This is a genomic window from Pseudoalteromonas sp. RW-H-Ap-1 (genome assembly GCF_048318575.1).
Classification (GTDB): domain Bacteria; phylum Pseudomonadota; class Gammaproteobacteria; order Enterobacterales; family Alteromonadaceae; genus Pseudoalteromonas.
Genome location: NZ_CP166996.1, coordinates 950004 through 975774, shown reverse-complemented (window position 1 = coordinate 975774; position 25771 = coordinate 950004). Strand labels below are relative to the sequence as shown.

Annotated in this window: 23 protein-coding genes, 1 pseudogene and 1 other annotated feature; of the genes and pseudogenes, 11 read left to right on the top strand and 13 right to left on the bottom strand. The window is 40.8% G+C overall.

The window, feature by feature from the left end:
- The first annotated feature begins 6 nt into the window (after positions 1-6).
- Positions 7-393 carry an MmcQ/YjbR family DNA-binding protein gene (locus AB8618_RS04560; protein WP_131690754.1) on the top strand — a complete coding sequence of 129 codons (387 nt, stop codon included), beginning with the start codon at positions 7-9 and terminating at the stop codon, positions 391-393.
- Positions 394-453: 60 nt separating this feature from the next.
- Here AB8618_RS04560 and fadJ read toward each other — a convergent pair whose 3' ends face one another.
- On the bottom strand, positions 454-2577 hold the full coding sequence (gene fadJ / locus AB8618_RS04555; protein WP_413401500.1) for a fatty acid oxidation complex subunit alpha FadJ: 2124 nt from the start codon (positions 2575-2577) through the stop codon (positions 454-456).
- Entirely contained in the window at positions 2577-3887 is a 1311-nt protein-coding gene (gene fadI, locus AB8618_RS04550) for an acetyl-CoA C-acyltransferase FadI (RefSeq protein ID WP_010391348.1), read from the bottom strand. The genes fadJ and fadI overlap by 1 nt, the downstream gene beginning before the upstream one ends.
- A 329-nt stretch (positions 3888-4216) precedes the next feature.
- On the opposite strand from fadI, the gene AB8618_RS04545 reads away from it, so the two are divergent.
- The 8 genes from AB8618_RS04545 to AB8618_RS04510 are packed head-to-tail and all read left to right on the top strand — an operon-like array spanning position 4217 to position 12433.
- A complete protein-coding gene (locus AB8618_RS04545) occupies positions 4217-5173 on the top strand; it encodes an AAA family ATPase (protein ID WP_054202134.1) in 957 nt (318 codons plus the stop codon).
- Between the two features lie 3 nt (positions 5174-5176).
- Positions 5177-6121 (top strand): DUF58 domain-containing protein, encoded by a 945-nt coding sequence (locus tag AB8618_RS04540; RefSeq protein WP_413401498.1) that lies wholly within the window; start codon positions 5177-5179, stop codon positions 6119-6121.
- Positions 6122-6124: 3 nt separating this feature from the next.
- Entirely contained in the window at positions 6125-6559 is a 435-nt protein-coding gene (locus tag AB8618_RS04535; protein ID WP_010391338.1) for a DUF4381 domain-containing protein, read from the top strand.
- Entirely contained in the window at positions 6552-7535 is a 984-nt protein-coding gene (locus AB8618_RS04530) for a vWA domain-containing protein (protein WP_409424999.1), read from the top strand. The genes AB8618_RS04535 and AB8618_RS04530 overlap by 8 nt, the downstream gene beginning before the upstream one ends.
- Positions 7535-9433 (top strand): VWA domain-containing protein, encoded by a 1899-nt coding sequence (locus tag AB8618_RS04525; protein WP_413401496.1) that lies wholly within the window; start codon positions 7535-7537, stop codon positions 9431-9433. The genes AB8618_RS04530 and AB8618_RS04525 overlap by 1 nt, the downstream gene beginning before the upstream one ends.
- Complete coding sequence (locus AB8618_RS04520; protein ID WP_413401494.1) at positions 9427-11070, top strand: BatD family protein; 1644 nt, start codon at positions 9427-9429, stop codon at positions 11068-11070. Before AB8618_RS04525 ends, AB8618_RS04520 begins: the two co-directional genes overlap by 7 nt.
- 53 nt (positions 11071-11123) lie before the next feature.
- On the top strand, positions 11124-11681 hold the full coding sequence (locus tag AB8618_RS04515) for a sigma-70 family RNA polymerase sigma factor (RefSeq protein WP_418157337.1): 558 nt from the start codon (positions 11124-11126) through the stop codon (positions 11679-11681).
- Positions 11681-12433 (top strand): DUF3379 family protein, encoded by a 753-nt coding sequence (locus AB8618_RS04510; RefSeq protein ID WP_413401490.1) that lies wholly within the window; start codon positions 11681-11683, stop codon positions 12431-12433. The genes AB8618_RS04515 and AB8618_RS04510 overlap by 1 nt, the downstream gene beginning before the upstream one ends.
- A 63-nt stretch (positions 12434-12496) precedes the next feature.
- On the opposite strand, the gene AB8618_RS04505 is transcribed toward AB8618_RS04510, so the two are convergent.
- The 4 genes from AB8618_RS04505 to AB8618_RS04490 all read right to left on the bottom strand — a co-directional run bounded on the left by AB8618_RS04505 (position 12497) and on the right by AB8618_RS04490 (position 15892).
- On the bottom strand, positions 12497-13372 hold the full coding sequence (locus AB8618_RS04505) for an IS3 family transposase (protein ID WP_409425557.1): 876 nt from the start codon (positions 13370-13372) through the stop codon (positions 12497-12499).
- A complete protein-coding gene (locus tag AB8618_RS04500) occupies positions 13369-13869 on the bottom strand; it encodes a transposase (RefSeq protein WP_409424994.1) in 501 nt (166 codons plus the stop codon). Before AB8618_RS04500 ends, AB8618_RS04505 begins: the two co-directional genes overlap by 4 nt.
- Positions 13870-13963: 94 nt before the next feature.
- Positions 13964-15154 carry an amino acid aminotransferase gene (locus AB8618_RS04495; protein WP_413401488.1) on the bottom strand — a complete coding sequence of 397 codons (1191 nt, stop codon included), beginning with the start codon at positions 15152-15154 and terminating at the stop codon, positions 13964-13966.
- 78 nt (positions 15155-15232) lie between these two features.
- Positions 15233-15892, bottom strand: coding sequence for a GAF domain-containing protein (locus tag AB8618_RS04490; RefSeq protein WP_413401486.1), 660 nt, complete (start codon positions 15890-15892; stop codon positions 15233-15235).
- A gap of 235 nt (positions 15893-16127) precedes the next feature.
- Here AB8618_RS04490 and AB8618_RS04485 point away from each other — a divergent pair, with 235 nt between their 5' ends.
- Positions 16128-16457, top strand: a complete 330-nt coding sequence (locus tag AB8618_RS04485) for a translation initiation factor (RefSeq protein ID WP_008464752.1) — start codon at positions 16128-16130, stop codon at positions 16455-16457.
- A 14-nt stretch (positions 16458-16471) separates the two neighbouring features.
- Here the strand turns inward: AB8618_RS04485 and AB8618_RS04480 are convergent.
- Positions 16472-19473: pseudogene (locus tag AB8618_RS04480) on the bottom strand (EAL domain-containing protein).
- 195 nt (positions 19474-19668) lie between these two features.
- Positions 19669-19783 (top strand) — a sequence feature (Phe leader region).
- A gap of 43 nt (positions 19784-19826) precedes the next feature.
- Here AB8618_RS04480 and AB8618_RS04475 point away from each other — a divergent pair.
- Positions 19827-20984 (top strand): chorismate mutase, encoded by a 1158-nt coding sequence (locus AB8618_RS04475; RefSeq protein ID WP_413401482.1) that lies wholly within the window; start codon positions 19827-19829, stop codon positions 20982-20984.
- A gap of 54 nt (positions 20985-21038) precedes the next feature.
- On the opposite strand, the gene tyrA is transcribed toward AB8618_RS04475, so the two are convergent.
- The 6 genes from tyrA to rpsP all read right to left on the bottom strand — a co-directional run bounded on the left by tyrA (position 21039) and on the right by rpsP (position 25514).
- Positions 21039-22172: a bifunctional chorismate mutase/prephenate dehydrogenase gene (gene tyrA, locus AB8618_RS04470; RefSeq protein WP_413401480.1), complete on the bottom strand. Its 1134-nt coding sequence runs from the start codon at positions 22170-22172 to the stop codon at positions 21039-21041.
- A 348-nt stretch (positions 22173-22520) separates the two neighbouring features.
- Positions 22521-23390 (bottom strand): MYG1 family protein, encoded by an 870-nt coding sequence (locus tag AB8618_RS04465; RefSeq protein ID WP_413401478.1) that lies wholly within the window; start codon positions 23388-23390, stop codon positions 22521-22523.
- A gap of 161 nt (positions 23391-23551) precedes the next feature.
- Complete coding sequence (rplS, locus tag AB8618_RS04460) at positions 23552-23911, bottom strand: 50S ribosomal protein L19 (protein ID WP_008132530.1); 360 nt, start codon at positions 23909-23911, stop codon at positions 23552-23554.
- A 33-nt stretch (positions 23912-23944) separates the two neighbouring features.
- Entirely contained in the window at positions 23945-24712 is a 768-nt protein-coding gene (trmD, locus tag AB8618_RS04455) for a tRNA (guanosine(37)-N1)-methyltransferase TrmD (RefSeq protein ID WP_058551019.1), read from the bottom strand.
- Entirely contained in the window at positions 24712-25248 is a 537-nt protein-coding gene (gene rimM / locus AB8618_RS04450) for a ribosome maturation factor RimM (RefSeq protein ID WP_058403461.1), read from the bottom strand. The genes trmD and rimM overlap by 1 nt, the downstream gene beginning before the upstream one ends.
- Positions 25249-25265: 17 nt before the next feature.
- Positions 25266-25514 carry a 30S ribosomal protein S16 gene (gene rpsP / locus AB8618_RS04445; protein WP_413401475.1) on the bottom strand — a complete coding sequence of 83 codons (249 nt, stop codon included), beginning with the start codon at positions 25512-25514 and terminating at the stop codon, positions 25266-25268.
- Positions 25515-25771: the final 257 nt, after the last annotated feature.

Here is a 25771-nt window from a genome sequence, read left to right as displayed (position 1 = left end):
TGGCTCATGAACCAACAAACTGTACATACGTATTTAATGAACAAACCGTTAGTTAAACTAACGCAACCTTTTGCTAAAGATGTTGATGTGTATAAAGTAAACCATAAAATGTTCGCCACCCTTGCACTGAGCAATGAGGGCGAAACCGATGAAAACGGCGAACCTATTTGGTGGCTAAACTTAAAGTGCGATCCTGATGAAGCGCAGTCATTACGTGACATTTTCCCTTCGGTTATTCCAGGTTATCATATGAATAAACGTCTTTGGAATACTGTGATTTTAGACGGCTCAATACCACAAGGTGAAATTGAGCGTATGATTGATAATTCATTTAATTTGGTTGTGGACAACATGCCAGATAAAGACAAACAGGCTATTGCCGATTTGCTATAACACTTACAGCAGACATAAAAAAAGCCGCTAATGCGGCTTTTTTACTTTAAAATTAAATAGTTAATCTTGTTGTTCTGCTTTACTATAAAACTTATCGCCTTTCTCAGCCATTTCTAGCAAAGTCTCGCAGGGCGCAAAAATCGCATTGCTGTTAGCCAGTGTAGACATATCAGAGCTTATTTTACTCGCGCCTAATTTGTCCATGTAGCTAAACGGGCCACCTAAGAACGGTGGGAAACCAATACCAAAAATAGCACCAATATCACCATCACGCGGGCTTGCGATAATACCATCATCTAAACAACGAGCCGCTTCATTAAGCATTTGTGAAACACAGCGCTTAGCAATCTCATTTTTATTTAAACGTGGGGCCGGTGTCACGCCAAGTAGTTCGTATACCGACTCATCGACCTTCTTGCCTTTCTTGTCGTATTCATAAAAGCCACGACCTGTTTTACGACCAAGACGTTTTGAATCAATCATACGCGAGAAAGCATCGGGACCTTTAAAGCGCTCACCCAATTCTTTTTCAAGAATTGGTGCGATTTTAGAACCAATATCAATACCTACTTCATCAAGCAGTGCCAACGGTCCAACCGGAAAACCAAACTCGACTAAGGCCGCGTCTATTTTTTCAATCGGCTCACCAGCAAGCATTAAGTTCGCCGCTTCATTAAGGTATGGCGCTAAAATACGGTTTACATAAAAACCAGCCATATCTTTTACCACAATTGGCGTTTTACCTTGCTTACGCGCAAAATTAACTACACGAGCAATAGTTTCTTGTGACGTGCCTTCGTGAGGAATAATTTCTACCAGTGGCATTTTCTCTACTGGTGAGAAATAATGTAAACCAATTACATTTTCAGGACGTTTTGCTTTTGCTGCAATTTGCGAAATAGGTAATGACGAGGTATTACTTGCGAAAATAGTATTCGCTTGGCACTGCTGCTCAACATCAGCAACCATACCTTGCTTAAGCTCTAAATCTTCAAATACCGCTTCTATCACTAAATCTATGTGTTTAAAGCCGCTGTAATCCGTGGTGCCCGTAATGCGGTTCATGGTTAACTGCATATCGGCTTTTGACATAATGCGGCGCTTAAGGCGTTTATCTAAGATTTTGTAAGTGTAGTTCATGGCATTACTTATGCCCTGCTCTGCCACATCTTTGATACGTACCGGTAATTTAGCTTTAACCGCGCTCACGTGGGCAATACCTGCGCCCATTAATCCGCCACCTAACACAGCAGTTTTGCTAATCGCAGGAGCGTCATCGTTGCGCCACTCTTTTTTCATTTCAGTGGTTGCAAAGAAAATACCGCGCAGCGCCTTAGACTCATCACTCATCACTAAAGTGGCAAAGCCTTCTGCTTCGGTTTTATACGCTTTCATTTCATCAAGCTCTACGCTTGCACGAACCGCTTTAATAATCGCAAGCGGCGCTGGGTAATGGCCACCGGTTTTTTTAAGAACGTTTTCTTTGGCTTTTTTAAAGATAAAGTTACGACCAAACGGGTTTGATTCTAATAACTTGCTGATCTTATCAAGTTTAGGCTCTTTAGCTTGTGGCTTTTTCTTCGCCGCAAACTCTTTGGCCACTTTTAGCAGTACGCTTTGTGGAACACAATCATCCAATACACCGGCTTTTTTTGCTTGTTTTGGACGAATTTGCTTACCAGTTAGCATCCACTCAAGGGCTTTTTGAATACCCACAATTTTAGTTAAGCGTTGTGTACCACCACCGCCAGGTAATAAACCTAGTTGTACTTCTGGTAAACCAATTTTAGTTAAATCGCTATCAGTACCAACGCGATAATCACATGCTAAAGCAAACTCTAAACCACCACCTAAAGCAGCGCCATGAATAGCACTAACCGTGGTATACGGTAGTTTTTTCATATCAAAAAATGCTTGATGGCATAATTCACTGATAGCTAATGCATCTTCGCGTTTTTCAACGTTGTCTAGCATTTTCACATCAGCACCGGCAATGAAGTTATCACTTTTGCCACTAATAAATACCATACCTTTCACTGCATGCTCTTTAGCCTGTGCTAATAATGCTTTTAAATCATCAGCAAAGCTGTCACGCAGAGTATTCATTTTTTCACCCGGCACATCAATGGTTACCACGGCTATTTTGTTATCATCAACCGTTAAATTAAATACTGAATCTGTCATTACGCACTCTCCAATACAAAGGCTGCACCTAAACCACCCGCAGCACAGGCAGTCGTTAACGCTAAACCACCGCCACGACGCTTAAGCTCGTATAAGCTTTGTGTAATTAAACGCGCGCCGGTTGCCGCAAATGGGTGACCATAAGCGAGTGAACCGCCGTTAACGTTAAACTTATCCATGTTAATTTCACCTATGGCTTTATTACGCCCTAAGTGCTCTTGTGCAAATTTATCTGAAGCAAACATTTTCATATTCGCTAAGGTTTGCGATGCAAACGCTTCATGCATTTCTATAAGATCTAAATCAGCTAACGTAATACCTGCTCTATCAAGCGCGATTGGCGTTGAGTGAGCTGGCCCCATTAACATGTCTTTTTCTACGCCAATGGCTGAAAACGCAAAACTGCGTACGTAGCCTAAAATTTCGTAACCCAATGCTTTTGCTTTGCTTTCGCTCATCATTAACACTGCAGCTGCGCCATCGGTTAATGGGGTTGCATTAGCGGCAGTCACAGAGCCGTGCTGACGGTCAAATACGGGTTTAAGCTTGGCATAACCTTCAACCGTTGAGTTTTTACGAATATTGTTATCTTCTTCAATAAAGCTTTTATATGGCGGTAAATGCGCCGTCATTACTTCATCTTTTAACTTGCCATCGGCCCAAGCTTGAGTTGCTAATGAGTGAGAACGGTGTGCTAAAGCATCTTGATCTTCACGGCTAATATTATGGGTTTTAGCCATTTGCTCAGCTGTTTGTCCCATTGATAAACCCGTTGAGTACTCAGCAACCGCTGGCGGTACTGGCAATAAATCTTTTAAACGTAGTTTTGAGAATATTTTTAAACGCTGACCAAGCGTACGGGCTTTGTTTAAATCGACTAAACTGCCGGCTAATTTTTTACTTACACCAATTGGCAATACAGACGATGAATCGGCACCACCAGCAATACCCACGTTTACAGAGCCTGCCATAATAGATTCGGCAACATTTGCAATTGCTTGAAAGCTAGTTGCACACGCACGTGACACTGAGTACGCGTCAACGCCCACTGGCATACCTGTACCTAATACGATTTCACGTGCAATATTTGGCGCTTCTGGCATTTGTACTACTTGACCAAAAACTAGTTGATCGATTTCTGACTTGTCGAAATTTAATCGCTCAAGCATTTCATTAACTACTAACTTACCCATATCCAATGCTGGTACATGGTGAAACGCAGTTGCTTGCTTAGCAAAAGGAGTACGTAGGCCGCTTACAATGGCAATACGGTCGCCTTTTGGTGTTTTAAGTATGTTTTGCTCAGACATTTATTATTCTCTCCCGCTGACAGGTCAGACCTGTATATTTTCCTCGATTCTAAACAACCCGTGTGATAAAGCCAATAGATAAACGTAAATTAATCATAAAGCGCCATTGTAAATCACTACATACATTGTATGAGAGTAATACAATAGGCTTTTTTAGCTGGTTTTACAAAGTTTTGTGTTAGGCTAAAAAGCGTTAAAAAATAACGAACTATTTTCAAAATATCAGTCTAACTCTTGAGTTATCCACTTATAAACCTTATAACTAGCTCAGTATTTGTTACCTAACCACTTTAGGTATTATTTAAGCTGACGAGGACAGTACACTTATTATGGCAGCTAACGCATTTTCAAACTTAAAAACGTATTTAGACACCCAAATTATTGGCCAGCCAGCGCTCACTCAAGCACTTTTAATTGCTATATTAGCTGATGGTCATTTACTTGTTGAAGGCCCTCCAGGGCTTGCAAAAACGCGAGCGGTTAATGCTTTAGCAAAAGGTATTGAAGGCTCGTTTCAGCGTGTTCAGTTTACCCCAGATTTATTACCTGCCGATGTAACCGGTACTGATATTTATCGTCAACAAACCAGTGAGTTTGTGTTTGAAAAAGGCCCTTTATTTCATAACCTCATATTAGCGGATGAAATAAACCGAGCACCAGCGAAAGTACAATCAGCTTTATTAGAAGCAATGGCTGAGCGCCAAGTTACTGTGGGCAAAAATACGTACCCACTTAGTGACCTGTTTTTAGTGATGGCAACGCAAAACCCGCTTGAGCAAGAAGGGACCTACCCACTGCCTGAAGCGCAATTAGACCGCTTTTTATTACATTTAAGTATTAATTATCCGGGGGCTGAGCACGAACTTGATATTTTACGCCTAACCCGTGGTGAAGCACTTAATGATGAAGTTCCAGTGCTTGAGCAAATTTCGCAAGCAGAGTTGTTTGCCGCTAGAAAAGCGATTTTGGGTCTGTATTTAGCAGAGCCACTAGAGCAATACTTAGTTCAGTTGATTATCGCTACTCGAGAAGGCGCAAACTTAGATGAGCAACTTGGCCGCTGGATTGAATACGGCGCCAGCCCACGTGCCACGATTGCCTTGGATAAATGTGCCCGAGCTCATGCGTGGTTAAGTGGTCGTGATTTTGTATCGCCTGACGATATTCAAGCTGTGGTACATAATGTATTACGCCATCGTATTATTTTAAGTTACGAAGCACAGGCCGATGGTATTACAAAAGATCAGGTTATTAGCCGTATTGTTGAACTAGTTGCTGTACCTTAAGTTATGCAAACACACTTTGATTCTCAGGCATGGCTTAAATTAAGTCATAGCCATGGTGTTAATTTATCGCTCAAAGAGCTGATGTATTATAAAGCAAAAGCGCAACTGCTTGAGCTGGCACCTAACGTTAGAATAAAAAATACCTTAGCGGGGCAATATCTGGCGCCGCATAAAGGCCGTGGCATGGAGTTTGCCGAAGTGCGCCATTACCAACACGGTGATGACATACGCTCTATTGATTGGCGGGTCACGGCTCGTACAGGTGAAACTCACACCAAACTTTTTCAAGAAGAAAAAGAACGTCCGGTATTTGTATTTACCGACTTTTCAAATTCCATGTTATTTGGCTCTCAATTATTATTAAAGTCGGTGCAAGCTGCACATATTAGTGCCTTGGTTGCATGGTCCGCTTGCCAACGTGGCGATAGAATTGGCGGTATTGTGTTTAATCAGCACTCGCATTTAGAGCTTAAACCCAGCGCCCGTGAAAAGGCCGTGTTAAAGCTGTGTCATAATTTGTGCGACGCCCATCAGCAGGCACTTGAAAATATTGATAAACCCGCCAGCAATAACTTTAGTGACAACCTTAAGCGTTTAAATCACTTAGCCAAACCCGGTAGTTTGGTTTATATCGTATCCGATTTTAACGCCTTAGATGACGCCAGCTTTAAACAACTCGAATTACTTGCGCGGCACTGTGAGTTAATAGGCTGCCATATTAGCGACCCCTTCGAGCATAAGTTACCTGCTTTTCAACAAGCGGTTACGGTAAGTGCTAATAATCAGCAGTTTGCCCTCCCTTTGATGGATAACAGTTTTAGAGAACGATTTGCCAAAAATGCCGAGCAAGCATTTAGCGCGCGTATTAATCGTTTAACAAAATCTGGGCTTAACCTATTATCATTCGATGCAGCCACTGCGCTGGAACTGCAATTAGTGAGAAGATAAATCATGCAAACCTCTCCACTTGATGGCCTTCACGATATTATTGCTCCCTCTCACGTTGACTGGTGGCCGTTAGCCCCTGCTTGGTGGGTAGTTATTAGCATTGCACTGTGCTTAGTGTGTGGCTTAATTATAATTATGTACAAAAACTATCAATTTAAAAAACCAAAACGTAATGCGATTAAATTAGCTAATCAACAACAATCAGCGCAGCAATTGCATATTATTTTAAAGCGTTTAGTGATCACCTATTACGATCCACGCTTAGCAGCGCAATCCACAGCTAACTGGTGTAAAACCCTAAGTCAACTTGCTGCAATTGGTTTTAATGAAGATGAAATTTCAAGCCTATATAGCACAGCACAAACACCACCGGCACTCAGTGATAAGTTTCGCCAAGCTATTAAACAATTTAAGCTAAAGGAGCCACTGCATGTTTGAATTTAGCTGGCCATGGCTGTTTTTATTACTGCCGCTTCCTTTAACGTTACTGCTATTAAAACCCGCAGCAAGTAATGCAACGACACGTTTACGCATACCCAGCTTTGCATCGCATAATTTAAATAATCAACATATAGAGCCCAGTGCACGTAAGTTAAATATTATTGAATGGTTGCTGTGGCTATTATTAGTAACCGCATCAGCGAACCCTACCTGGTTAGATGAGCCTATATCGCTGCCTAATGAAGGTCGCGACATTATGCTCGCTGTGGATTTATCGGGCTCAATGACAGAACAAGACATGGCTTACAATGGCCAATATGTTGACCGTTTAACCATGGTTAAAGCGGTGCTAAGCGATTTTATAGAGCAGCGTCAAGGCGACAGACTCGGGCTTATATTGTTTGGTGATACCGCGTTTTTGCAAACGCCCCTTACCCGTGATGTAAAAACCGTCAGCAAAATGCTTACTGAAGCACAAATTGGCCTTGTAGGTCGTGCCACGGCAATTGGTGACGCTTTGGGCTTATCTGTTAAACGCTTTGCTAGTAAAAAAGAAAGTAATCGCATTGTGGTGTTACTAACAGATGGACAAAACACCGCAGGAAACCTTGATCCCGAAGATGCGCTATTACTGGCTCGTGAAGAAGGTATAAAAGTGTACACCATCGGAGTCGGCTCAGATAACCCACGTGGCTTTAGTTTATTTAATATGGGCTCTGGGGGGAGTAATTTAGATGAGAGCTTACTGAAAAATATTGCCGAGCAAACAGGGGGGCTGTATTTTAGAGCTAAAGATGTAGCAGGCCTTCAACAAATCTACGCAGAGCTTGATAAGCTTGAACCAATTAGTGCCGATGAACAAACCTTTCGCCCACAAACGGCCTTGTTTTATTATCCGTTATTACTGGCCATTCTGTTGATCAGTGTTACCGCATTGATAAAAACAGTGCGTGCAATGAAGGAGCCAAGCTAATGGATTTTGAGTTTATTCGCCCCGCTATTTTATGGCTGCTACTCCCTGCCCTAGGGTTATTTTTTATTGCCATGCTTAAAAAGAAAAAAGCCCAATCAGCGCCACTTATTGCACCACATTTAGCACAATTTGTTATGAGTGAAGCAAACAATCAAGCTCGTCAGCCGCTGTGGCTAGTTGCGTTATTTTGCAGTTTAGCCATTATATTTAGTGCAGGCCCGAGTTTTGAAGAAAAACAAGTCCCTGTATTTCAAAGTAAAAGTGCGCGCGTTATTGTAATGGATATGTCGTACTCTATGTATAGCACCGACATTGCTCCTAATCGATTAATGCAATCTCGCTTTAAAGCCCTCGATATGATTGAGTTATTTAAAGAAGGTGATACTGCATTAGTAGCCTACGCAGGCACTGCCTATACCATTTCTCCACTGACCAATGATGCAACTACCCTCGCCAACCTTATTCCTAGCTTAAGCCCTGAAATTATGCCTGATAAAGGCTCAAACGTGCTGGCAGGTTTAGACATGGCACAAGAGCTGCTCACTCAAGCAGGCTACCTAGATGGTGATATTATTTTGATCACCGATGGTATTGAACAACAACAGCAAAGTGATATAAGTGGTTTTACTAACAGTAGCCAGTATCGACTAAATATTTACGGTATTGGCACTGAGCAAGGCGCACCAATAAAGTTACCTGAAGGCGGGTTTTTAAAAGATAATTATGGCCAAATTGTAGTGCCTACACTCAATGGTTCTTTACTCAAAGGACTAGCAAAGAATAGTGGCGGCCAATACGCTAATTATCAGCCTAGCAATAACGATATTGCCATTTTTTCACCGCAAGCAAACAGTGAAATACTAAAAAGTGAAAAACCCAATTTAGCCTTGTGGCGAATCGATGCTGGCATTTATGGCTTGCTTATTTTACTGCCCTTAGCTCTATACTTATTTAGGCGCTCTGCGTTTATTGGTGCGGTGCTATTGCTAAGCTTTATACCTCAGCAAAATGCTCATGCAGTAGAGTTACCAACGCTATTTAAAAATACCGATCAGCGTGCATTAGAAGCCTACAACAACCAAGAGTATCAACAAGCAGCACAAGCGAAGTCCAATGCTCTCAAAGGCGCTGCACTGTATCAGCAAGGTCAGTTTGAAAGCGCTCTGAACGAATTCAGCCAAGATAAATCAGCCACTGGTTATTACAATTATGGTAATGCACTGGCTAAAGCCGGACAATTAGAGGCTGCTATAAACGCTTACAAACAAGCGCAATCACAACAACCTGATTTTACCCAAGCAGCCGATAACCAAGCGTTAGTTGAGCAGTTACTTAAGCAACAGCAACAGCAACAGCAAGACCAGGAAAACCAACAAGGTAATGATTCGCAAAATCAAGATGAGCAAAGTCAAGATGGTGCAGATAAATCAAAACAAGATCAGCAAAAAAATGGCGATAAAAATAGCGAAGATGACAGCCAAAACAGTGAAGAGCAGCAATCGAGTGACCCCTCGGAGCAATCAAAAGATCCACAAAGCCAATCTGGCGAGCAGTCAGATGAACAAAATCAGCCTGACATGCAAGCTCAATCACAAAACCAACAAGACGAGAACAAAGACGACGATAGTAAGCCTCAGCAAGACGAGCAACAGAGTCAACCCAATAAAATGAATGAGCCACCGCCATCAGATGAGCAGAAGCAGCAAGCACAACAACAAGCTATGCAAGCACAGGCAGCTGAACTCACTAATGAAGAAAAAGAGAAAGCACAGCAACTAAATCAGTTACTAAGAAAAGTGCCCGACGATCCCGCTATTTTATTAAGAAACAAAATGCAATTAGAAGCCCAAAAAAGACAATATCAACGCCGTCCAACAGGAGTAGAAAAATCATGGTAATGCGATTATTTTGCTGTTTATTGCTATTAACTGCCATGCCATTAATGGCCGCCACTTCATTAGAAGCAAGCGTTGATAAAAACCCGGTACTGGCGGGTGAGTTTTTTATGCTCAATATTAGCGTTGATGATTCAATCAAAGGGCAACAACCCGATACTTCAGCGCTGTTAAAAGATTTTGTCGTTGGTCCTATGAGCTTAAGTAGCCGCACCAACATTATTAACGGCAGCATTAAAAAACAAACATCGTGGTCTGTTAAGTTAATGACTCGCAAAGCCGGTGAATACACAATTCCTTCTTTTAGTGTTGCAGGGCTCAGCTCTGAACCAATTAGCTTATCGGTTAAAGAGCGAAGCAGCGATGCAGGTAAAAATGATGATATATTTTTAAAAACCTCGCTTACAAATAACAGCTTATTTGTGCAAGAGGCTGGCGTTTACACCATTAAACTTTACTTAGCTAAAGAGCTACTTGATGGCAGCTTAAGCACACCAAGCATGGAAGATGCTCAACTCACCCAACTAGGTAAACAAAGTGAAGATTATGAACTGGTTAATGGTAAACGTTATTTAGTGATCACCCGTAATTATTTAATTCAGCCGCAAAAAAGTGGTGCATACACCATTGAAGCACCGGTTTTTCAAGGGCGTGTTCAACAAAACTATCGCCAACTAGAGGTGTCGGCACTTGGCGATGAACAACAGATTGAAATCAAACCTATCCCTGAGAATTATCAAGGTGATTGGTTACCCAGTGAATTAGTAAGTCTAACCGAGCAATGGCAACCAGACGATAATACCGTTGAAGCCGGCACGCCAATAACACGCACTATTATGCTTACCGCCTTAGGGGTGACTAAAGAGCAACTGCCCGAAATTGATATGCCTACTATTGATGGTATTCGCAGCTATCCGGATGAAAAAGAAACTAATAATGCAGTGCGCGATGGTCGAGTGGTATCACAGCAAAGCGCCTCATTTGCGCTACTTCCACAAACCCCAGGTACCTATACACTGCCTGAAATTACTCTGCCTTGGTATAACACCAAAATGAACCGAATTAGTTACGCAACTTTACCAGAGCGTACAATTACGGTAACACCAAGCACCACAGCGCCAGCAAACTCGCTGAACCCTCCCGTTGAAAGTAATTTAAACAATACGGATGCAGAGCCAAAGCAACAATCGCTCAGCGTGCAACGCCACACTAGCACGCCTCTATGGCTTATTATTGTAGCCGTATTAGGTTACATATTATGGATTGTGACCCTGATTCTTTACTTTATGAAACGCTCAGTTAAAGAAGCGCAACAAACGGCGCAAGCAAATCATAGAGGCAATCAGCAAGCAGAATTAAAAACACTGCAAATACTTGCTAAAAGCCGTGATAATAAAGCATTTTACGATGCACTTAATCTATACGCGCTAACTCGAACAGATAAAAAGGTAGGAGCTCTCACCCATTTATGCGCTATGATAAACAACTCGCAGTTCACTGCGCAGGTAAATAATTTACAAGCACAGTTGTACGGTAACCAATCGGCTAGCACTGATTTAGAAGCGATTGTTAGTTTATTAAAAAAACATCAATCGCACACAGCTAAGTCGTCATCTGCGTTAAAAGAGCTATATTCTTAATAAGAATCTTAGTTACTTTTTTGGCCTATAATAATTTTAATTAAAAAGTGCTTATGTTTGGAAATAAAAAATCGAATGATCGGGTCTTAATAAATATGGCTGAAAAACAACAACGCTACGAAGCCTTGGTCCATGTTTATCACAAGGAACTTTATCGCTTTGCTTACTGGTTATGTAACGACCCGACTATTGCGGATGACTTAGTGCAAGAAACCTTTTTACGTGCATGGCGCTCGCTTGATTCGTTACTCGACCAAAAAGCAGCTAAGCCATGGTTGTTGACCATATTGAGGCGAGAGAATGCCAGACGTTTTGAACGCAAGCAATTTGATTACAGCGATGTAGATAACGACACACTAGTAGATCAAACCAGCCATAGCTTAGATACGGAAATGGAACAAACCGTTATCCAGCGACAAATTTCTTTATTGGCTGATGAATACAAAGAGCCGCTGTTGTTACAGGTGGTAATGGGCTGCACCGGAGATGAAATTGCAGACATTCTTAACTTAAATAAAAATACGGTCATGACACGTTTATTTCGAGCAAAAAATCAACTTAAAGAGGCATTAAGCCGTGATGATGAACAACTTAAAGGAGCATCAAAATAATGGATGAACTTGAGTTTCGTCGCCGCACAATTGCGCAGCCCAATGAGCTGGACAAAGAGCTACAGGAATTTGCAAACAGCAGTGCCGACAGACAACAATTTTTAAATGAAAGCAAATCATTCGATAAACAACTCGACAATGCGCTTGAAATCCCTGTGCCTGATAACCTTGCTGAACGAATTATTTTAAATACCTCGTTAAAAGAAAAAGCCAGAACAGATGAGCTTGAGCAAAAGGATAACGTGATTAGTGCACGCTCATGGTTTAAGTTTGACCGAGTACATTTGGCTTTAGCGGCTTCATTTGTGATTGCAGTCAGTGCGTTTATGTTTAGCGAAGAGCAAAACATTAATCAAACGGCTGGTGAGCATGCACTAGCTCATGTTTACCATGAAATTTATGCATTAAATAAGACTCAACCAATTAGCATACAAACTGTTAATGAAAAGCTGGCTTTACTTGGCGGTCAAATTAGTGATTTGCCAGGTAAAGTCACTTACGTTACCTTTTGCGATTTTCAAGGTGAGAGAGGCTTACATTTAGTGTTTGAGTCTGACTTTGGGCCTATGACCGTGTTTATTGTGCCAAGCGATAACCAAATTTTTGAAATTGGCTCAGATGATTTTAATGACTCTCGCTATGCTGGCCATATAAATCGTGGCAAACAGGCTGATACCGTGCTAATTGCAAGCCTTGGCTCACCAGTTGATATGTATAATGAACGTATTTCAGGGGCTATTCGCTGGCTTTAAGCCATTATAGAAACAATAAAAAACCGCAACGAGTGAAGTGACCCCATAAAGTTGGACTCATTTCTAAGCGGCTGCCAAGGCCTGATTTCGATACTGTATCGGACTCAGGCCTTTTAGTTTCAGTTTAATACGCTCATTGTTGTAATAGTGGATATATTCTTTAATGTTTTCAATAAGATCATTCACGTCTTTAAACGTTTCGTTGTGGTACATCTCACTCTTCAATATGCCGAAGAAGTTCTCAGCAACCGCATTATCTAAACAATTTCCTTTTCTAGACATACTTTGTTGCAATCCTTTTTCCTTAAGGTGATTTTGATATTGTTTGTTTTGATATTGTTTGTTTTGATATTGTTTGTTTTGATATTGCCACCCTTGATCTGAGTGTACAACTGGCTTTTCATTTGGCTTCAACCTAGCAGTTGCTGTTTTAAGCATGTCAGTTACCAAAGGGAGTGCAACGGATTTTCTGACTTCGTAACTGATTACCTCTTGGTTGAATAGGTCAATCATAGGCGATAGATATACCTTCTCATTATCCACTTTAAACTCCGTCACATCCGTCACCCATTTTTGATTTGGCTTCTGCGCAGTAAACTCGCGGTTAAGCGTATTTTCTGCGATTTTACCCACTTCACCTTTATAGGATTTATAGCGCTTAGGCCTTACTTTTGACTTGAGTCCTAACTCATTCATCAACCGTTGAACGCGCTTATGATTAACAAATACTCCCATTGCTCTCAGGGCACTCGTAATTCTGCGATAGCCATATCGCCCTTTATGCGCGTGATAAATATCACGTATTTTTACCAGTAAATCATTGCTTGCACAGGGTTGCTTACAAGTAGTGCGATGATAATAGTAAACACTCTTTGGCAGCCCTGTCGCCTTTAAAAGGTGTCGTAAGCTATGCTTTGCCTTGAACTCTTCGACGACTATCGTTTTGTCTTTGCTTTTTTCTTTCTGGCTTGAGCCAAGGCTTCTAACTTTTTTAGCACATCATTCTCAGCTCGTAAGTATGCTAGTTCTTCTCGTAACTCCTCCTCAGTCATTTGCTCTACTAGTTTTGATGAAGAAGAATTATTTGTCATGAATGGCTTACCTTTTCTCTGTGGTTTAAGACGTGATATACCATCACGAGCATAAAGCTTTTGCCATTGAAAAAGAATGCCTGGGGACGATAAATCGAAGAAAGCACTGGTATAACCGAGTGACCTACTGTTTGCTGTCATCGTTTTTAACACTTCAGCCTTAAATGCTAGAGAATAAGGTTTGTGAACAGACCTGAAGCTTTCAGCGCCATGAATTCGATAAATAGCGGTCCAATATCGGACCTGCCTATCTGTAACATTAAATCTGTTACTTACCGCCGAAGAGCTTTCAGACAAAGCGAGTTCAGCTATTTTGAGCTTGAAAGCTCGGTGATGTTTGGACATAAAAAGACCCCCAGTAATTGGAATGTCCAACTATTGGGGGTCACTTCAGAGTGTGCGGTTTTTTTATTGCTTAAAAGCTAAAGCTTCTTACTGATTACTTACAAACATCAGCAACAGCGTTAGCAAAATAATTGATATTTGCTTGGCTAATGCCTGCTACGTTAACACGACTAGAACCAACAATATAAATACCGTATTCTTTTTGCAAGCGCTCGATTTGCTCTTTATTAATACCTAAGAAAGAGAACATACCGTGTTGGCGGTCAATAAACGAGAAGTCCTGAGCAATATCTTTTGCTGCCAGACTGTCTTTAATTAAACTACGTAAACTATTAATACGGTTACGCATTTCATCAAGTTCACTGTGCCATAGCTGCGTTAATTCTGTGCTGCTTAAAATAGTGTTTACAATGTCTGCACCGTGCGCTGGCGGCATAGAATAAATGCTACGTACCACACTCAGTAATACTGAATTTGAAATATCAGCTGTAGTACTGTCTTTGGCAATAATTGAACAAGCACCAATACGCTCACGGTATAAGCCAAAGTTTTTAGAACATGAAGAACAAATGATCAACTCTTCAACCGCATTAGCTAAAATACGTAGACCATTAGCATCTTCTTCCAAAGAAGAACCAAAGCCTTGATATGCAATATCAATTAACGGTGTAAAGCCCACATCTTTTGCAAGTTCAGCAATCGTGTTCCATTGTGTCTCGTTTAAATCCATACCGCTTGGGTTATGACAACACGCATGTAATAACACCACATCGCCTTTAGGCACCTGTGTTAAGGTTTCAACCATTTCATCAAACAATAAATCTTTGTTTTCGTAATCGTAGTATGGGTATTCTTTTACCGTTAAGCCTGCAGCTTCAAATAAGCTAATGTGGTTTGCCCACGTCGGGTTGGTTACCCATACAGTTGCGCCTGGATTACAACGTACAATGAATTCTGCAGCAACACGTAGTGCACCAGTACCGCCAGGAGCTTGTGCTGTGCGTACGCGATTAGCTAATAATGCAGGGTGTTCACCTAGTAGAAGATTTTCCATTTGTTGACAGTAATCTAAATTACCAGCAAGACCAATGTAAGATTTGCTCATTTCATTTTCTAAACGAAATGCTTCTGCTTTTTTTACTGACTTTAATACTGGGGTATTCCCCTGCTCGTCTTTATATACACCAACCCCTAAGTCAATCTTATTTGGGTTAGTATCTTGCTTGTAGGCCGCCATAAGGCCAAGAATAGGGTCTGTTGGTAATGGTTTTAATACTGAGAACATTGGCTATCTCTTCGTTATTTAGGGGTTAGCTGTTGCGATAAGCTTAACATAAAAACTCACTAGATTGACTAGTGTTATTTACACTAAAAAGTGAGGAATTTTAATGCAGCACGCAATTAATAACGCGAGCGTCGCTTTATCAAAAAAATCAGTGCTGAAGGCTTCACCATCAACAATACCTATACACTGATGTTGTGCATTAAATAGCGGTAAACAGGCTTCTGCTTTTACTTTCGGATCGCAGGTGTAATATTCACCGCCTGCCGCTAAATACTGCTCAACATTATTAATAACGCGCCCTTTACCACTAAGCGCTACCTGAACGTTATTGCTGGCAGTTGCAAATTCGGCGGTAAGCGGAAACAAAGGGCGACTAGGCGCACCAAAATAAGCCAGCTTTAATAACTGCTCACCTTCATTGGTGGGGGTATTCTGATAAATGCCGTACCAATCAAGCTGAGTGTTTTCAATAACGTAGTCAACAATCAACTGAAGTTGCGCTAATTTTTCAATTGTTTGCTTACTTTGGCTAACATAATCGCTTAGTTTAAACGGCTCATCCTGTAAGTAACCAAATAAACTACATGCCCCACCTTCACCTAGCTCAGGAATTTGATACTCCCAACGCACGGCTGGTGCAGCATTACTATTTAGGTATTGCTCAAGCTTTTCTAGCTCAGCATTAATTAACTGTTGCTCAATATTAAGCTGAGCATGCTCTAAGTAAGAATTAACCATTTGGACGTCCAAACATCTACAATGCCAAAATAGTAGCATGGATATTTTTCTAGTGCTAGCCAATTTAAAACGCTTTTTAAAAAATACTTAAACGCATTATTAATAAGCCTAATGAGGTCAATATTGTTAAACCTATAATGTTATAAAATGAATCGAGGCGTAAAAATTACGTCTTTGCGTCGCAAATTTGTTATTATTTGCCGCATTATTATATTCAATCTTAAGTAGGTTAATTATGAGTGATAATCACTTAGTGTATTCAACAGCAACAGGGCGAATTGACCAGCCAAAGCCAGAAAAAGAACTGGATGTAAAATTATTTAAAGATGGGTCTATTCGCATAGAACGTCAAACCAAAGGCCGAAAAGGCAAAGGTGTAATGTTAGTTGTTGGTCTTGATCCACAACAGCATGACTTGAAAAAGTTAGCAAAAACAATAAAAAGTAAGATGGGCCAAGGTGGCGCAGTAAAAGAAGGTGTTATTGAAGTACAAGGTGACGATCGCGACAAGTTAAAAGCGATTTTAGAAGGGTTAAAATTTAAAGTAAAAATTGCGGGTGGTTAACCCGCAATTTTTACTTATTCAATAATTTTTAGCGCTGCTAATTGATCAAATAATGCGGGAATATCATCCTCAGCCACTGGCTTACTAAAATAATACCCTTGCACAATAAAACAATTGTTGTTTTGTAAAAACTCAACTTGCTCTATTGTTTCAACCCCTTCAGCAACCACATCAAGCTTCAGCTTTTGTGCCATAGCGATAATGGCTGCAGTGATCTCCATGTCGTTATCATCCTCAGGTATATCTTTAACAAACGAGCGGTCAATTTTAAGAATATCGACGGGGAAGCGCTTAAGGTAACTCAACGAAGAGTAACCCGTACCAAAATCATCAATAGAAATTGAGATACCCAACTTTTTAAGTTGATGTAACTGCTCAATAGCCGCCTCAACATTCCCCATCAGCATGCTTTCGGTCAATTCAAGATGCAAACTTTCAGCATTAATTTGCGTCTCTATAATTATTTTTTTCAGCATAGGCACTAAGCTCGCGTCTTTAAACTGCCTTGCTGACAGATTGATCGACATATTACTTGCTCTACCTTGTTGCTCTAGTCGCTTCGTAAACTCACAGGCTTGTTGTAGTACCCATTTGCCGAGCTCCACAATTAAACCGGTTGCCTCAGCTATTGGAATAAACTTAGTCGGAGGAATAAACCCTTGCGTAGGATGGAACCAACGAAGTAATGCTTCATAACCCACCACGCTGTTATCGCGACAATCAACCTGTGGCTGATAATGCAGCGTGAGTTGCTTTTCTTTAATCGCATGACGCAACTCATTTTCTAGGAATAATCGTTCATTAGCTGCTGCATTTAAATCTTGGCTATAAAAGTGGAAGGTATTACGCCCTTTGGCTTTTGCTTCATACATAGCTAAATCGGCATGCTTTAATAACTGATCTTCTTCTAGGCTATCAAATGGCGCTAAGGTAATACCAATACTTGCACTAACAATCACTTCATTACTGCCAAGTTTTATCGGCTGATTTAAGGTTTTTTGTATCGTGTCAGCGACTTCAGATGCTTCTTTTTGATGTTCAATACCACTGAGTAGAACAGCAAATTCATCCCCCCTAAGCGGGCTATGGTATCTTCCGCTCGTAAGCGCTGTTTTAAGCGTGTTGCCACTTCAACCAATAGCTGGTCGCCCGCATCATGACCTAAGGTATCGTTAATACGCTTAAACTCATCCAGATCAAAATAAAATAAAGCAAACGAGTAACGCCCTCTTTCAGCAAGCGCCATAGACTTTCTAAGTTGCATCCTAAAGAATGTACGATTAGCCAGCCCAGTTAGTGTGTCAAAATAAGCGAGCTGCTCCATTTTTCGCTGACTTTCTTTCACAAACGAAATATCTTGTGCTGATGCAACGTAACTAGTAATTTTACCACCATCTTCTCGAATAGGTGACACACTGAGCGATACCCATATTGGCGGCTTATTTAACGCTTCTATAAGCGTATCTCCTCGCCAGTAATTACGATTACGCAAATCAATGTCAATATCCTCTACCAACATGGTCATCTCATTGGCAATAATCGTCAGTAATGGCTGGCGCAAGAAGTCATTCTCGACAAAATCAGTCATCTCCAACATTTTTGGATTAACGTATTCAATGACAAAATTTTCATCGGTGATCACCACGCCCGTACCCGAGAACGCAACTGCTTTAGATAAGCGGTTTGCTGCTTTCTCCGCGATTTCTTTCTCTATTATACGCTGATTTAAGCCATCAATGAGTTTACGTATTTCAATGGTCATGTCTTTAAATGAGCCATTAAGCGTGCCAATTTCATCTTTGTTTTCTTTTGGAAACTCAATTTCTAGATGACCTTTACCAAAGTTAGTAACTGCATAAACCAACGAATGTAAGCGTCTTAATACCAATTGGTAAAGTGCTTGGTGTAATAGTAAAGCAACTAAAATGGCATACAGAATAAATAAGCCAAAAAACTTAAGTTTTAAATCTTTCAATGCCGATAACGTTGAGGAACGTTTTTGATATACACCCACATACCAGTTTACGCCTTCCACTTTGTGAATATTGATAATATAGTCTTCATCATTTAGTGAAAATGAATCGGCATATTCTGGTAACTGTATTTGTCCAGCGCTATCAATTACGCGCTTTAGTTCTGGGGAAATAAAGTCTTCTGGTAGCAGCTTTTTACCTGTCTCACCGTATTTTGTATAACTATCAGAACCTAAGTTTGGGTGCGCTAATAATTGCCCTTGCTCATCAAATACTACAAGGTGTTTTTCTTTTCCGCCTACGGGTAATTGCGATATTAAGGAGTCGAGTGACATATCGCTGCCTGTAACGCCTAAAAACTCATCATCGTTATAAATAGGGACAATTAAACTCACAACCCATTTGTTCCATACGTTATCGTAGTAAACCCTAGACCACTGCGGATCACGTTGTGGATTGGTTAACGACTTAGCGTAATTAAAGCTTTCACTTTGATTAAACGTATAATCTCCGGGAACATTAAGTGCCCAGTTTGGTGGTGCAACACGAATAAAGTTATCTTCAGTTATAAGGTAAAAATTATAAAAATCTTGAATTAACGTAGGTGAAATAACTTTCCAAAGCGATTCAGAATCAGCAATTAGCTGTTTATAAAAAGGAGAGTATGCAGCTTGGGGAATAAACGCGGCTGATAGTCCATCCGCTGATGCACTGCGCACAGAGCCATCATTGGTGAGCTGCATTGTCTGTGTAGTATTATTTTTAAAAGACAGTTGGCCCTCAAATAGCTGCTCGCTAACAACAATATTAGCTTGCTCTGCTATTTTAACTTTGGTCGCTATCAAGTTGTTAAACTGGTTTATTAATAATTCATTTGATTGCTTTAATACCTCATGCTCTTCAAAAACAAGCTGTTTTTCTTCTGACTTGAGCATTAATGCAGCCGCGCAAATACCTGCCACTAAACAGATGGCAGAGATCAACAATGATAACTTTACACTGAGTGAGTTTATGCCAAATCGAGATGGAGGGCGTCGATACACAAAAAGCCAACCTTATTTATAATTATTATTTTCGTAAGTAATAGAAATATACCAGAACTTAAATCAGAATTATAAATTATTTATAAACTTTTAAAAAACAACGCCTTTTGTACATATATTAGGTAAAAAATCCACATCAGGTAAGTGCTTGTTGACATTGGGAGTGACACTTCATACATTAAGGGTATGAATATAAATTACTCACACACTTTTTTTCTTTTTTTAGCTTCTTTATATAGAAGAGGCTTCCCTGTTTGTGAGATAAAATCAATCGAATAGTAAAGCCTCCCAACTGGGAGGCTTTTTTATTTTCACTGCAAAATCAGTGATATTTTTGGAATGAGGAAAACCAAATGAGCAACGATGTACTTGATACTCTCAGGCACGATATAAATGAAATCGACTCCGACCTACTCGTTTTACTAGCAAAGCGACGCCGCATTAGTCATGGCGTAGTTGAATATAAAATTGCAAATAATAAACCCATTCGTGATGAGGCCCGTGAACTGGCTTTGCTCGAAAAACTTATTGGCTATGGCAAATCGTTAGGGCTTGACGCTTACTACGTTAACAACGTGTTTCAAACGATATTAGAAGACTCCGTATTGCATCAACAAGCCATGCTTCAAAAGAATTTAAACCCTGACGCACTCAGTGAAACCCATCGCGTAACGTATTTAGGCGGTCAAGGCTCTTATAGTCAGCTTGCATGTCATAAATATTTTAGCCGTCGCCCGGGTAAATTAGTTGAAATTGGTTGTACCTCATTTGAAGAAATCACTGGTAAAGTAGAAAAAGGTCAAGCCGACTTTGGCTTACTGCCAATTGAAAATACCAGTTCGGGTAGTATTAATGAAGTATTTGATTTGCTGCAGCATGCACAAGTCTCTATTGTCGGTGAAGTTACTCATAGCGTTGAACATTGCTTATTAGCAGCTCCAGGAACTGAGATAAGCCAATTAACTAAGGTATTTGCGCACCCACAACCCTTTGCCCAGTGTAGTCGTTTTTTACAGGGTCTTGGTGAACTTCAACATGAAACCTGTGATTCGACCTCAAGTGCATTAAAGTCAGCTCTTGACACACCAAACAGTGCAGCTATCGGCTCAGCGCAAGCTGGTAAAAATGTAGGCCTTGAAGTGATCAAGGCGAATCTTGCCAATCAAAAAGAAAATCATAGCCGCTTCATTGTTGTTGCACGCAAACCACTGCAAGTATCAACTCAAATACCTACTAAAACCAGTTTAATTATGTCAACCAAACAACAAGCCGGTTCGCTTGCCGATGCGTTAATGATTTTTAAACAGCATAATATTAATTTAGTGAAACTAGAGTCTCGGCCCACTCCTGGCAATCCGTGGGAAGAAGTGTTCTATGTAGACTTGGAGGCTAACTTAATCGATAACCAAGTGAAGCATGCATTGGAGGAGCTCAAACAGCACACTCAATACGTGCGCGTTCTCGGTTGTTACCAAAGCGAGTCTTTACAAGCTGTGAGCGTAGAAAGCTAACAAAATATTAAAAAAGGGCCTAGCGGCCCTTTTCTTTTCACGGAGCTATTCTTTTTAATCAAGTACTTTCGCATCATTCGCTTTATTTAATAAACTACGGCTTTGGGTTAAAAAGTGCGCCGTTGAATCTGAGAAATAAGATTTTGCATCAGCAAAAGCATCAATTAATGCGGGCTTATCCCCTGCTTTTAGCTTTTCAAGCGTTTGCGAAAACAAAGACTGATACTGCGCTAATAAGCTTTCGACATTGTCAAATTGTGCTAACATAATATCGGTGTATAGCTCTGGCGATTGCGCAAATAAACGGCCAACCATCATTAGCTCTAATTGATAAATAGGTGATGAGCAACTTCTTAACTCGGCAAGTGTATGCCCCTGTTTTGCTAAAAACTGACCGTACACAAAGGTCGTTAAATGGCGCATAACCTGAATAATTTGCATTGCTTCATCATGCTTTTTAGCATCTAGCTCAACTAACTGACAACCCCATATTTGTAGCTGCTTTAATAACCCTTGCGCCACCTCATGACTGCGCCCTTCGCATACCACCACAGTTTGTTTCACCCAATGAGAAATATCAGGGCCAAACATGGGATGTAAGCCAACAACAGGTCCGCTATGTACTTTTTTAAGTACCGTTAATGGGGCTTGTTTAACTGATGTAATATCAACCAGCAAACAATCATCATCAAGTTTCGGTAGTGCATTAACAACTGTTTCAAGGGCATTTATTGGTACACTGATCATCACCAGTTTTGCACCTTTTAGAATATCGACTGCCTGCGATTGCTGCGCTTTATCTAAAATTTTGACTTCGTATCCCGAGCGCTGAAATTGTTTTGCAAATAACTGCCCCATGGCCCCTTCACCGCCAACAATAACAATTGGCGATAATCGTGGATCGGCACAAGCTAATTTGGCTTGTTGATTTTGATAAGCTTCACGCATCATGCGTCTGAGAATGTCTTCAACTAAATCAGGATTCACACCTTGATTAATAGCCTCTTGGCGTCGCGCAGCTAATAAATTGGCTTCTCTATCGGGTGCATGTAATGGCGCGCCAGTTTGTTGTTTTATTGCGCCTATTTGTTGAGTAATGCCATTGCGTTTTGCAAGTAAGGCAACCAGTTGCGCATCGCATTCATCTATGTCTGTTCTTAGCTGCGCTAAATCACTTATCTCTGCCACGTTCTCATTCCATCCCAAAAAAGCAAAATCGTAAATTAATAATTACAAAAAAAGTAAACTAATCAATACGATAAATACTAACAGGATACGTTGGGGGTTAAAAGGCAAATTATGGAAAAGATCGCCACCTGTCTATCAACTAAGACCAAGGTGGAGTGGAGTGGAGTGGAGTGTAGTGTAGTGGGGTAAGGCAGTAAGTAACCTAAACGCTAGATAATAAATCTATCTCAAGCAGCTATTTCAGCGCTAACTACATTGAATTTACGTAGGTTCAGGTTAAGTAGAGGATCTTAAAAAGTGGCAAAAGCCACTTTTATTAAGTAACCGGCGAGCGGTTAAGGAGAACTATTAGTATTCTAATGCCATAGCCGCAAGCGACATAATACTGTCGAATGATTCTGCGCCAGCGATAAATAAGCCATTGTGACAAAACATAGCATCATCGATACCAGTTACCGCTTGAAATTCATCGTCTGATAATCCTGCCCATGGTGCAGGTAATGACTTTCTATCTTCAAAAGAGCCTAATTCTGCAGGCACTGTTTGCACTATCCACTTGCCAGAATGAGATGGGTAAACGACAAATAATGCCTCATCAGATAAACTATGTACGGTTTTTTTCCACGGAGTATAGCGCTCTAATACGATTAATCGAGGATCATCAGCTTGTTTTATTGCTTGAGCAACAATCTTTTTAGCATTTAAACCACCTCGGGCAGAAGCTACAAAACGAATCAGTAAAGTGTGTGCAAATTCAACCGCTTGATCAAAAGCAGCATCAAAATCACTTTCCTCTTCCCATGTTGGGTTAAACATAGAAATTGTTTGGCTTAAGCTAATGCCTGTAGCAACCCCTTCAACATGACCACAATCAATGGCATCAATAGTTGATACAAGCCCTGCATCCACCGCATTCGCCACATCTTGGTTATCATCACATATTGCTAAGCCATATTTTTTCCACACCAAGCCAAATGACGAAAAAGGAATACCATTTTCACGAGCGCCAGCACCGCCACGCTGATGATGATCAAATCGGTCAGTTTGTGGGTCATATTGACCGCCAACATCAATAACCACATCGGCGTCATTAATAATCGCATTATCGCGTGTGCGGATCAGGGTAAAAGAAGGGAAAATAATTTTAAGCGCAGCGATACTAAAAACATCATCTGCGTGAAAATTGCCGTTGTGTGTAACTATCGTTTTATCATTCATTTTTGTACATCATTTTTTGCAAGAAGTAAGAAGATATTGTGATTTGAAGATGTGTATTGGTTTTTAAATATAGCGCTAAAAAATCGCAATAGCATTAAAACCAAAACGGGTTGCAACCCAAAGGTTGCAACCCGTTTTTTTGCGTTGATAAACAGCGCGTATTAGTTAAGTTTTTCTCTAATACGTGCAGATTTACCAGAACGCTCACGTAGATAGTAAAGCTTAGCACGACGAACTGCACCGCGACGCTTAACTGTTACGCTATCGATAAGAGGGCTATGCGTTTGGAATACACGCTCAACACCTTCACCGTTCGAAATTTTACGAACTGTGAATGCTGAGTGAAGACCACGATTACGCTTAGCGATTACAACACCTTCAAAGGCCTGTAGACGCTCTTTAGCACCTTCTTTTACTTTTACCTGTACAACCACTGTATCACCAGGGCCAAATGCAGGTACGTCTGTTTTAAGCTGCTCTTCTTCAAGCGCTTTAATAATATTTTGGTTTACTTTTGCCATTATGTTTCTCACTTTCCTAGGTGTAACTGTCTTCTAGCCACAAGCTTTTTGGTACTCTTGCTGAAATTCTGCGAGTAATACCGCTTGCTCCTCAGTCAGAGCTAGGTTATGCAACAAGTCAGGACGTCGTAACCAAGTTCTGCCTAATGACTGCTTAAGCCGCCATTTTGCTATCGCTTGGTGATTACCACTGAGTAATACAGCAGGAACCTGTTTGTCGTCCAATGTTTCTGGTCGTGTATAGTGAGGACAATCTAGCAAGCCATCCGAAAATGAGTCTTGCTCTGCTGATTGATTGTGTCCTAACACGCCTGGCACTAATCGCGCTACTGCATCAATTAGTGTCATGGCTGGTAGTTCACCACCACTCAAAATAAAATCACCAATTGACCATTCTTCGTCAACGTATGACTCTATTATTCTCTCATCTACACCTTCATATCGACCGGCAATCAAAATCAGTTTTTCAGAGTTAGCTAATTCGCTAGCTCCTTGCTGATCAAGTTTGCGCCCTTGTGGGGACATATAAATTACTTTAGCACCATCGCCTGCCGCTTTTTTAGCATCAAGGATGGCTTTTTCTAATGGTTTAACCATCATTAACATACCGGGTCCGCCCCCGTAAGGACGATCATCTACGGTTCTATGCTTGTCTAAAGCGTAGTCTCGTGGGTTCCAGCAGTTAAAATCGATTAGTCCATTTTTTACTGCGCGACCAGTAACCCCTTGTTGGGTAATAGCATCAAACATGTCCGGAAAAAGGCTTATCACCCCAACCCATAATGAACTAGTTTGAGTCATTAAAACCCAGGATCCCAGTCTACGGTAATTTCTTTCACGTCGTATTTAACCTCTTTTATAACTGAGTCAGTTAAAAAAGGAATTAAACGCTCCGATTGACCAAATGCATCTTTACTGTTTGCTTTAACAACCAGTACGTCATTTGAGCCTGTCTCCATCAAGTCATCAACAATGCCAAGATTATAACCTTTATCAGTCATAACCGACATGCCAATGAGATCTCGCCAATAAAACTCACCTTGCGGGAGTTCTGGTAATTGCGTTGCATCCATTGAGATTTCTGCATGGGTATAAGCCATTGCTTCGTCTCTGTCGTTTACTTGCGCAAATTTAGCGATAAAGCCTTTGTTGTGGCGACGCCAGTCGACCACTTCTAAGGACTGCCATTTACCTTGTTGCCCTATCAACCACGGGCTGAAATCGAAGATCCCTGCGGGATCATCAGTAAATGAATGTACCTTAAGCCAGCCCTTTATACCATAAGGGGCGCCGAGCTTTCCTACGACAATTATTGATGAGGTGTTCTCTTGACTCATGGTTACACTTACGCCTATTAAGCCGCTTTACGAGCGTCTTTAACTAATTTAGCTACACGATCTGAAAGACCTGCGCCCTGACCTACCCAGTGTTCTACACGAGATAAATCTAAGCGAAGTTTTTCTTCCTGACCCGAAGCGATTGGGTTAAAGAAACCAACTTTCTCGATGAAGCGACCGTCACGCGAGAAACGGCTATCCGCAACCACAATTTGATAGAAAGGGCGTTTTTTAGCGCCACCACGTTGCAAACGAATAGTTACCATACCGTCCTCTAAATAGATTGACTGTTTTCATTAATAAGATTTACTCCCCAGTATGGGGAGCCGGTGAATTGTACGAGTTTTTAGCAACAATGCAAGTAAGAAGTGATGCAAAAAGGCAGTTTAGTAGATTAAACCGTGATCCAAGAAGAAAAAGTATGTGAACAAGCTATTCTGTGCATAGTTTATTCAACAATAAAGAGGCACTTTGCCTCTTTATTGATTACTTTTTGTCTCATATTGGAGATGTTAAAGCTTAA

Excerpts from the sequence above, each read along its gene's own strand:
- AB8618_RS04520 (WP_413401494.1), top strand. The coding sequence starts at position 9,427 with ATGGTAATGCGATTATTTTGCTGTTTATTGCTATTAACTGCCATGCCA.
- AB8618_RS04475 (WP_413401482.1), top strand. The coding sequence starts at position 19,827 with ATGAGCAACGATGTACTTGATACTCTCAGGCACGATATAAATGAAATC.
- AB8618_RS04525 (WP_413401496.1), top strand. The coding sequence starts at position 7,535 with ATGGATTTTGAGTTTATTCGCCCCGCTATTTTATGGCTGCTACTCCCT.
- AB8618_RS04530 (WP_409424999.1), top strand. The coding sequence starts at position 6,552 with ATGTTTGAATTTAGCTGGCCATGGCTGTTTTTATTACTGCCGCTTCCT.
- AB8618_RS04500 (WP_409424994.1), bottom strand. The coding sequence starts at position 13,869 with ATGTCCAAACATCACCGAGCTTTCAAGCTCAAAATAGCTGAACTCGCT.
- AB8618_RS04495 (WP_413401488.1), bottom strand. The coding sequence starts at position 15,154 with ATGTTCTCAGTATTAAAACCATTACCAACAGACCCTATTCTTGGCCTT.
- fadI (WP_010391348.1), bottom strand. The coding sequence starts at position 3,887 with ATGTCTGAGCAAAACATACTTAAAACACCAAAAGGCGACCGTATTGCC.
- AB8618_RS04465 (WP_413401478.1), bottom strand. The coding sequence starts at position 23,390 with ATGAATGATAAAACGATAGTTACACACAACGGCAATTTTCACGCAGAT.
- AB8618_RS04540 (WP_413401498.1), top strand. The coding sequence starts at position 5,177 with ATGCAAACACACTTTGATTCTCAGGCATGGCTTAAATTAAGTCATAGC.
- AB8618_RS04545 (WP_054202134.1), top strand. The coding sequence starts at position 4,217 with ATGGCAGCTAACGCATTTTCAAACTTAAAAACGTATTTAGACACCCAA.
- AB8618_RS04490 (WP_413401486.1), bottom strand. The coding sequence starts at position 15,892 with ATGGTTAATTCTTACTTAGAGCATGCTCAGCTTAATATTGAGCAACAG.
- fadJ (WP_413401500.1), bottom strand. The coding sequence starts at position 2,577 with ATGACAGATTCAGTATTTAATTTAACGGTTGATGATAACAAAATAGCC.
- rplS (WP_008132530.1), bottom strand. The coding sequence starts at position 23,911 with ATGGCAAAAGTAAACCAAAATATTATTAAAGCGCTTGAAGAAGAGCAG.
- trmD (WP_058551019.1), bottom strand. The coding sequence starts at position 24,712 with ATGACTCAAACTAGTTCATTATGGGTTGGGGTGATAAGCCTTTTTCCG.
- AB8618_RS04510 (WP_413401490.1), top strand. The coding sequence starts at position 11,681 with ATGGATGAACTTGAGTTTCGTCGCCGCACAATTGCGCAGCCCAATGAG.
- rimM (WP_058403461.1), bottom strand. The coding sequence starts at position 25,248 with ATGAGTCAAGAGAACACCTCATCAATAATTGTCGTAGGAAAGCTCGGC.
- AB8618_RS04535 (WP_010391338.1), top strand. The coding sequence starts at position 6,125 with ATGCAAACCTCTCCACTTGATGGCCTTCACGATATTATTGCTCCCTCT.
- AB8618_RS04560 (WP_131690754.1), top strand. The coding sequence starts at position 7 with ATGAACCAACAAACTGTACATACGTATTTAATGAACAAACCGTTAGTT.
- AB8618_RS04515 (WP_418157337.1), top strand. The coding sequence starts at position 11,124 with ATGTTTGGAAATAAAAAATCGAATGATCGGGTCTTAATAAATATGGCT.
- rpsP (WP_413401475.1), bottom strand. The coding sequence starts at position 25,514 with ATGGTAACTATTCGTTTGCAACGTGGTGGCGCTAAAAAACGCCCTTTC.
- AB8618_RS04485 (WP_008464752.1), top strand. The coding sequence starts at position 16,128 with ATGAGTGATAATCACTTAGTGTATTCAACAGCAACAGGGCGAATTGAC.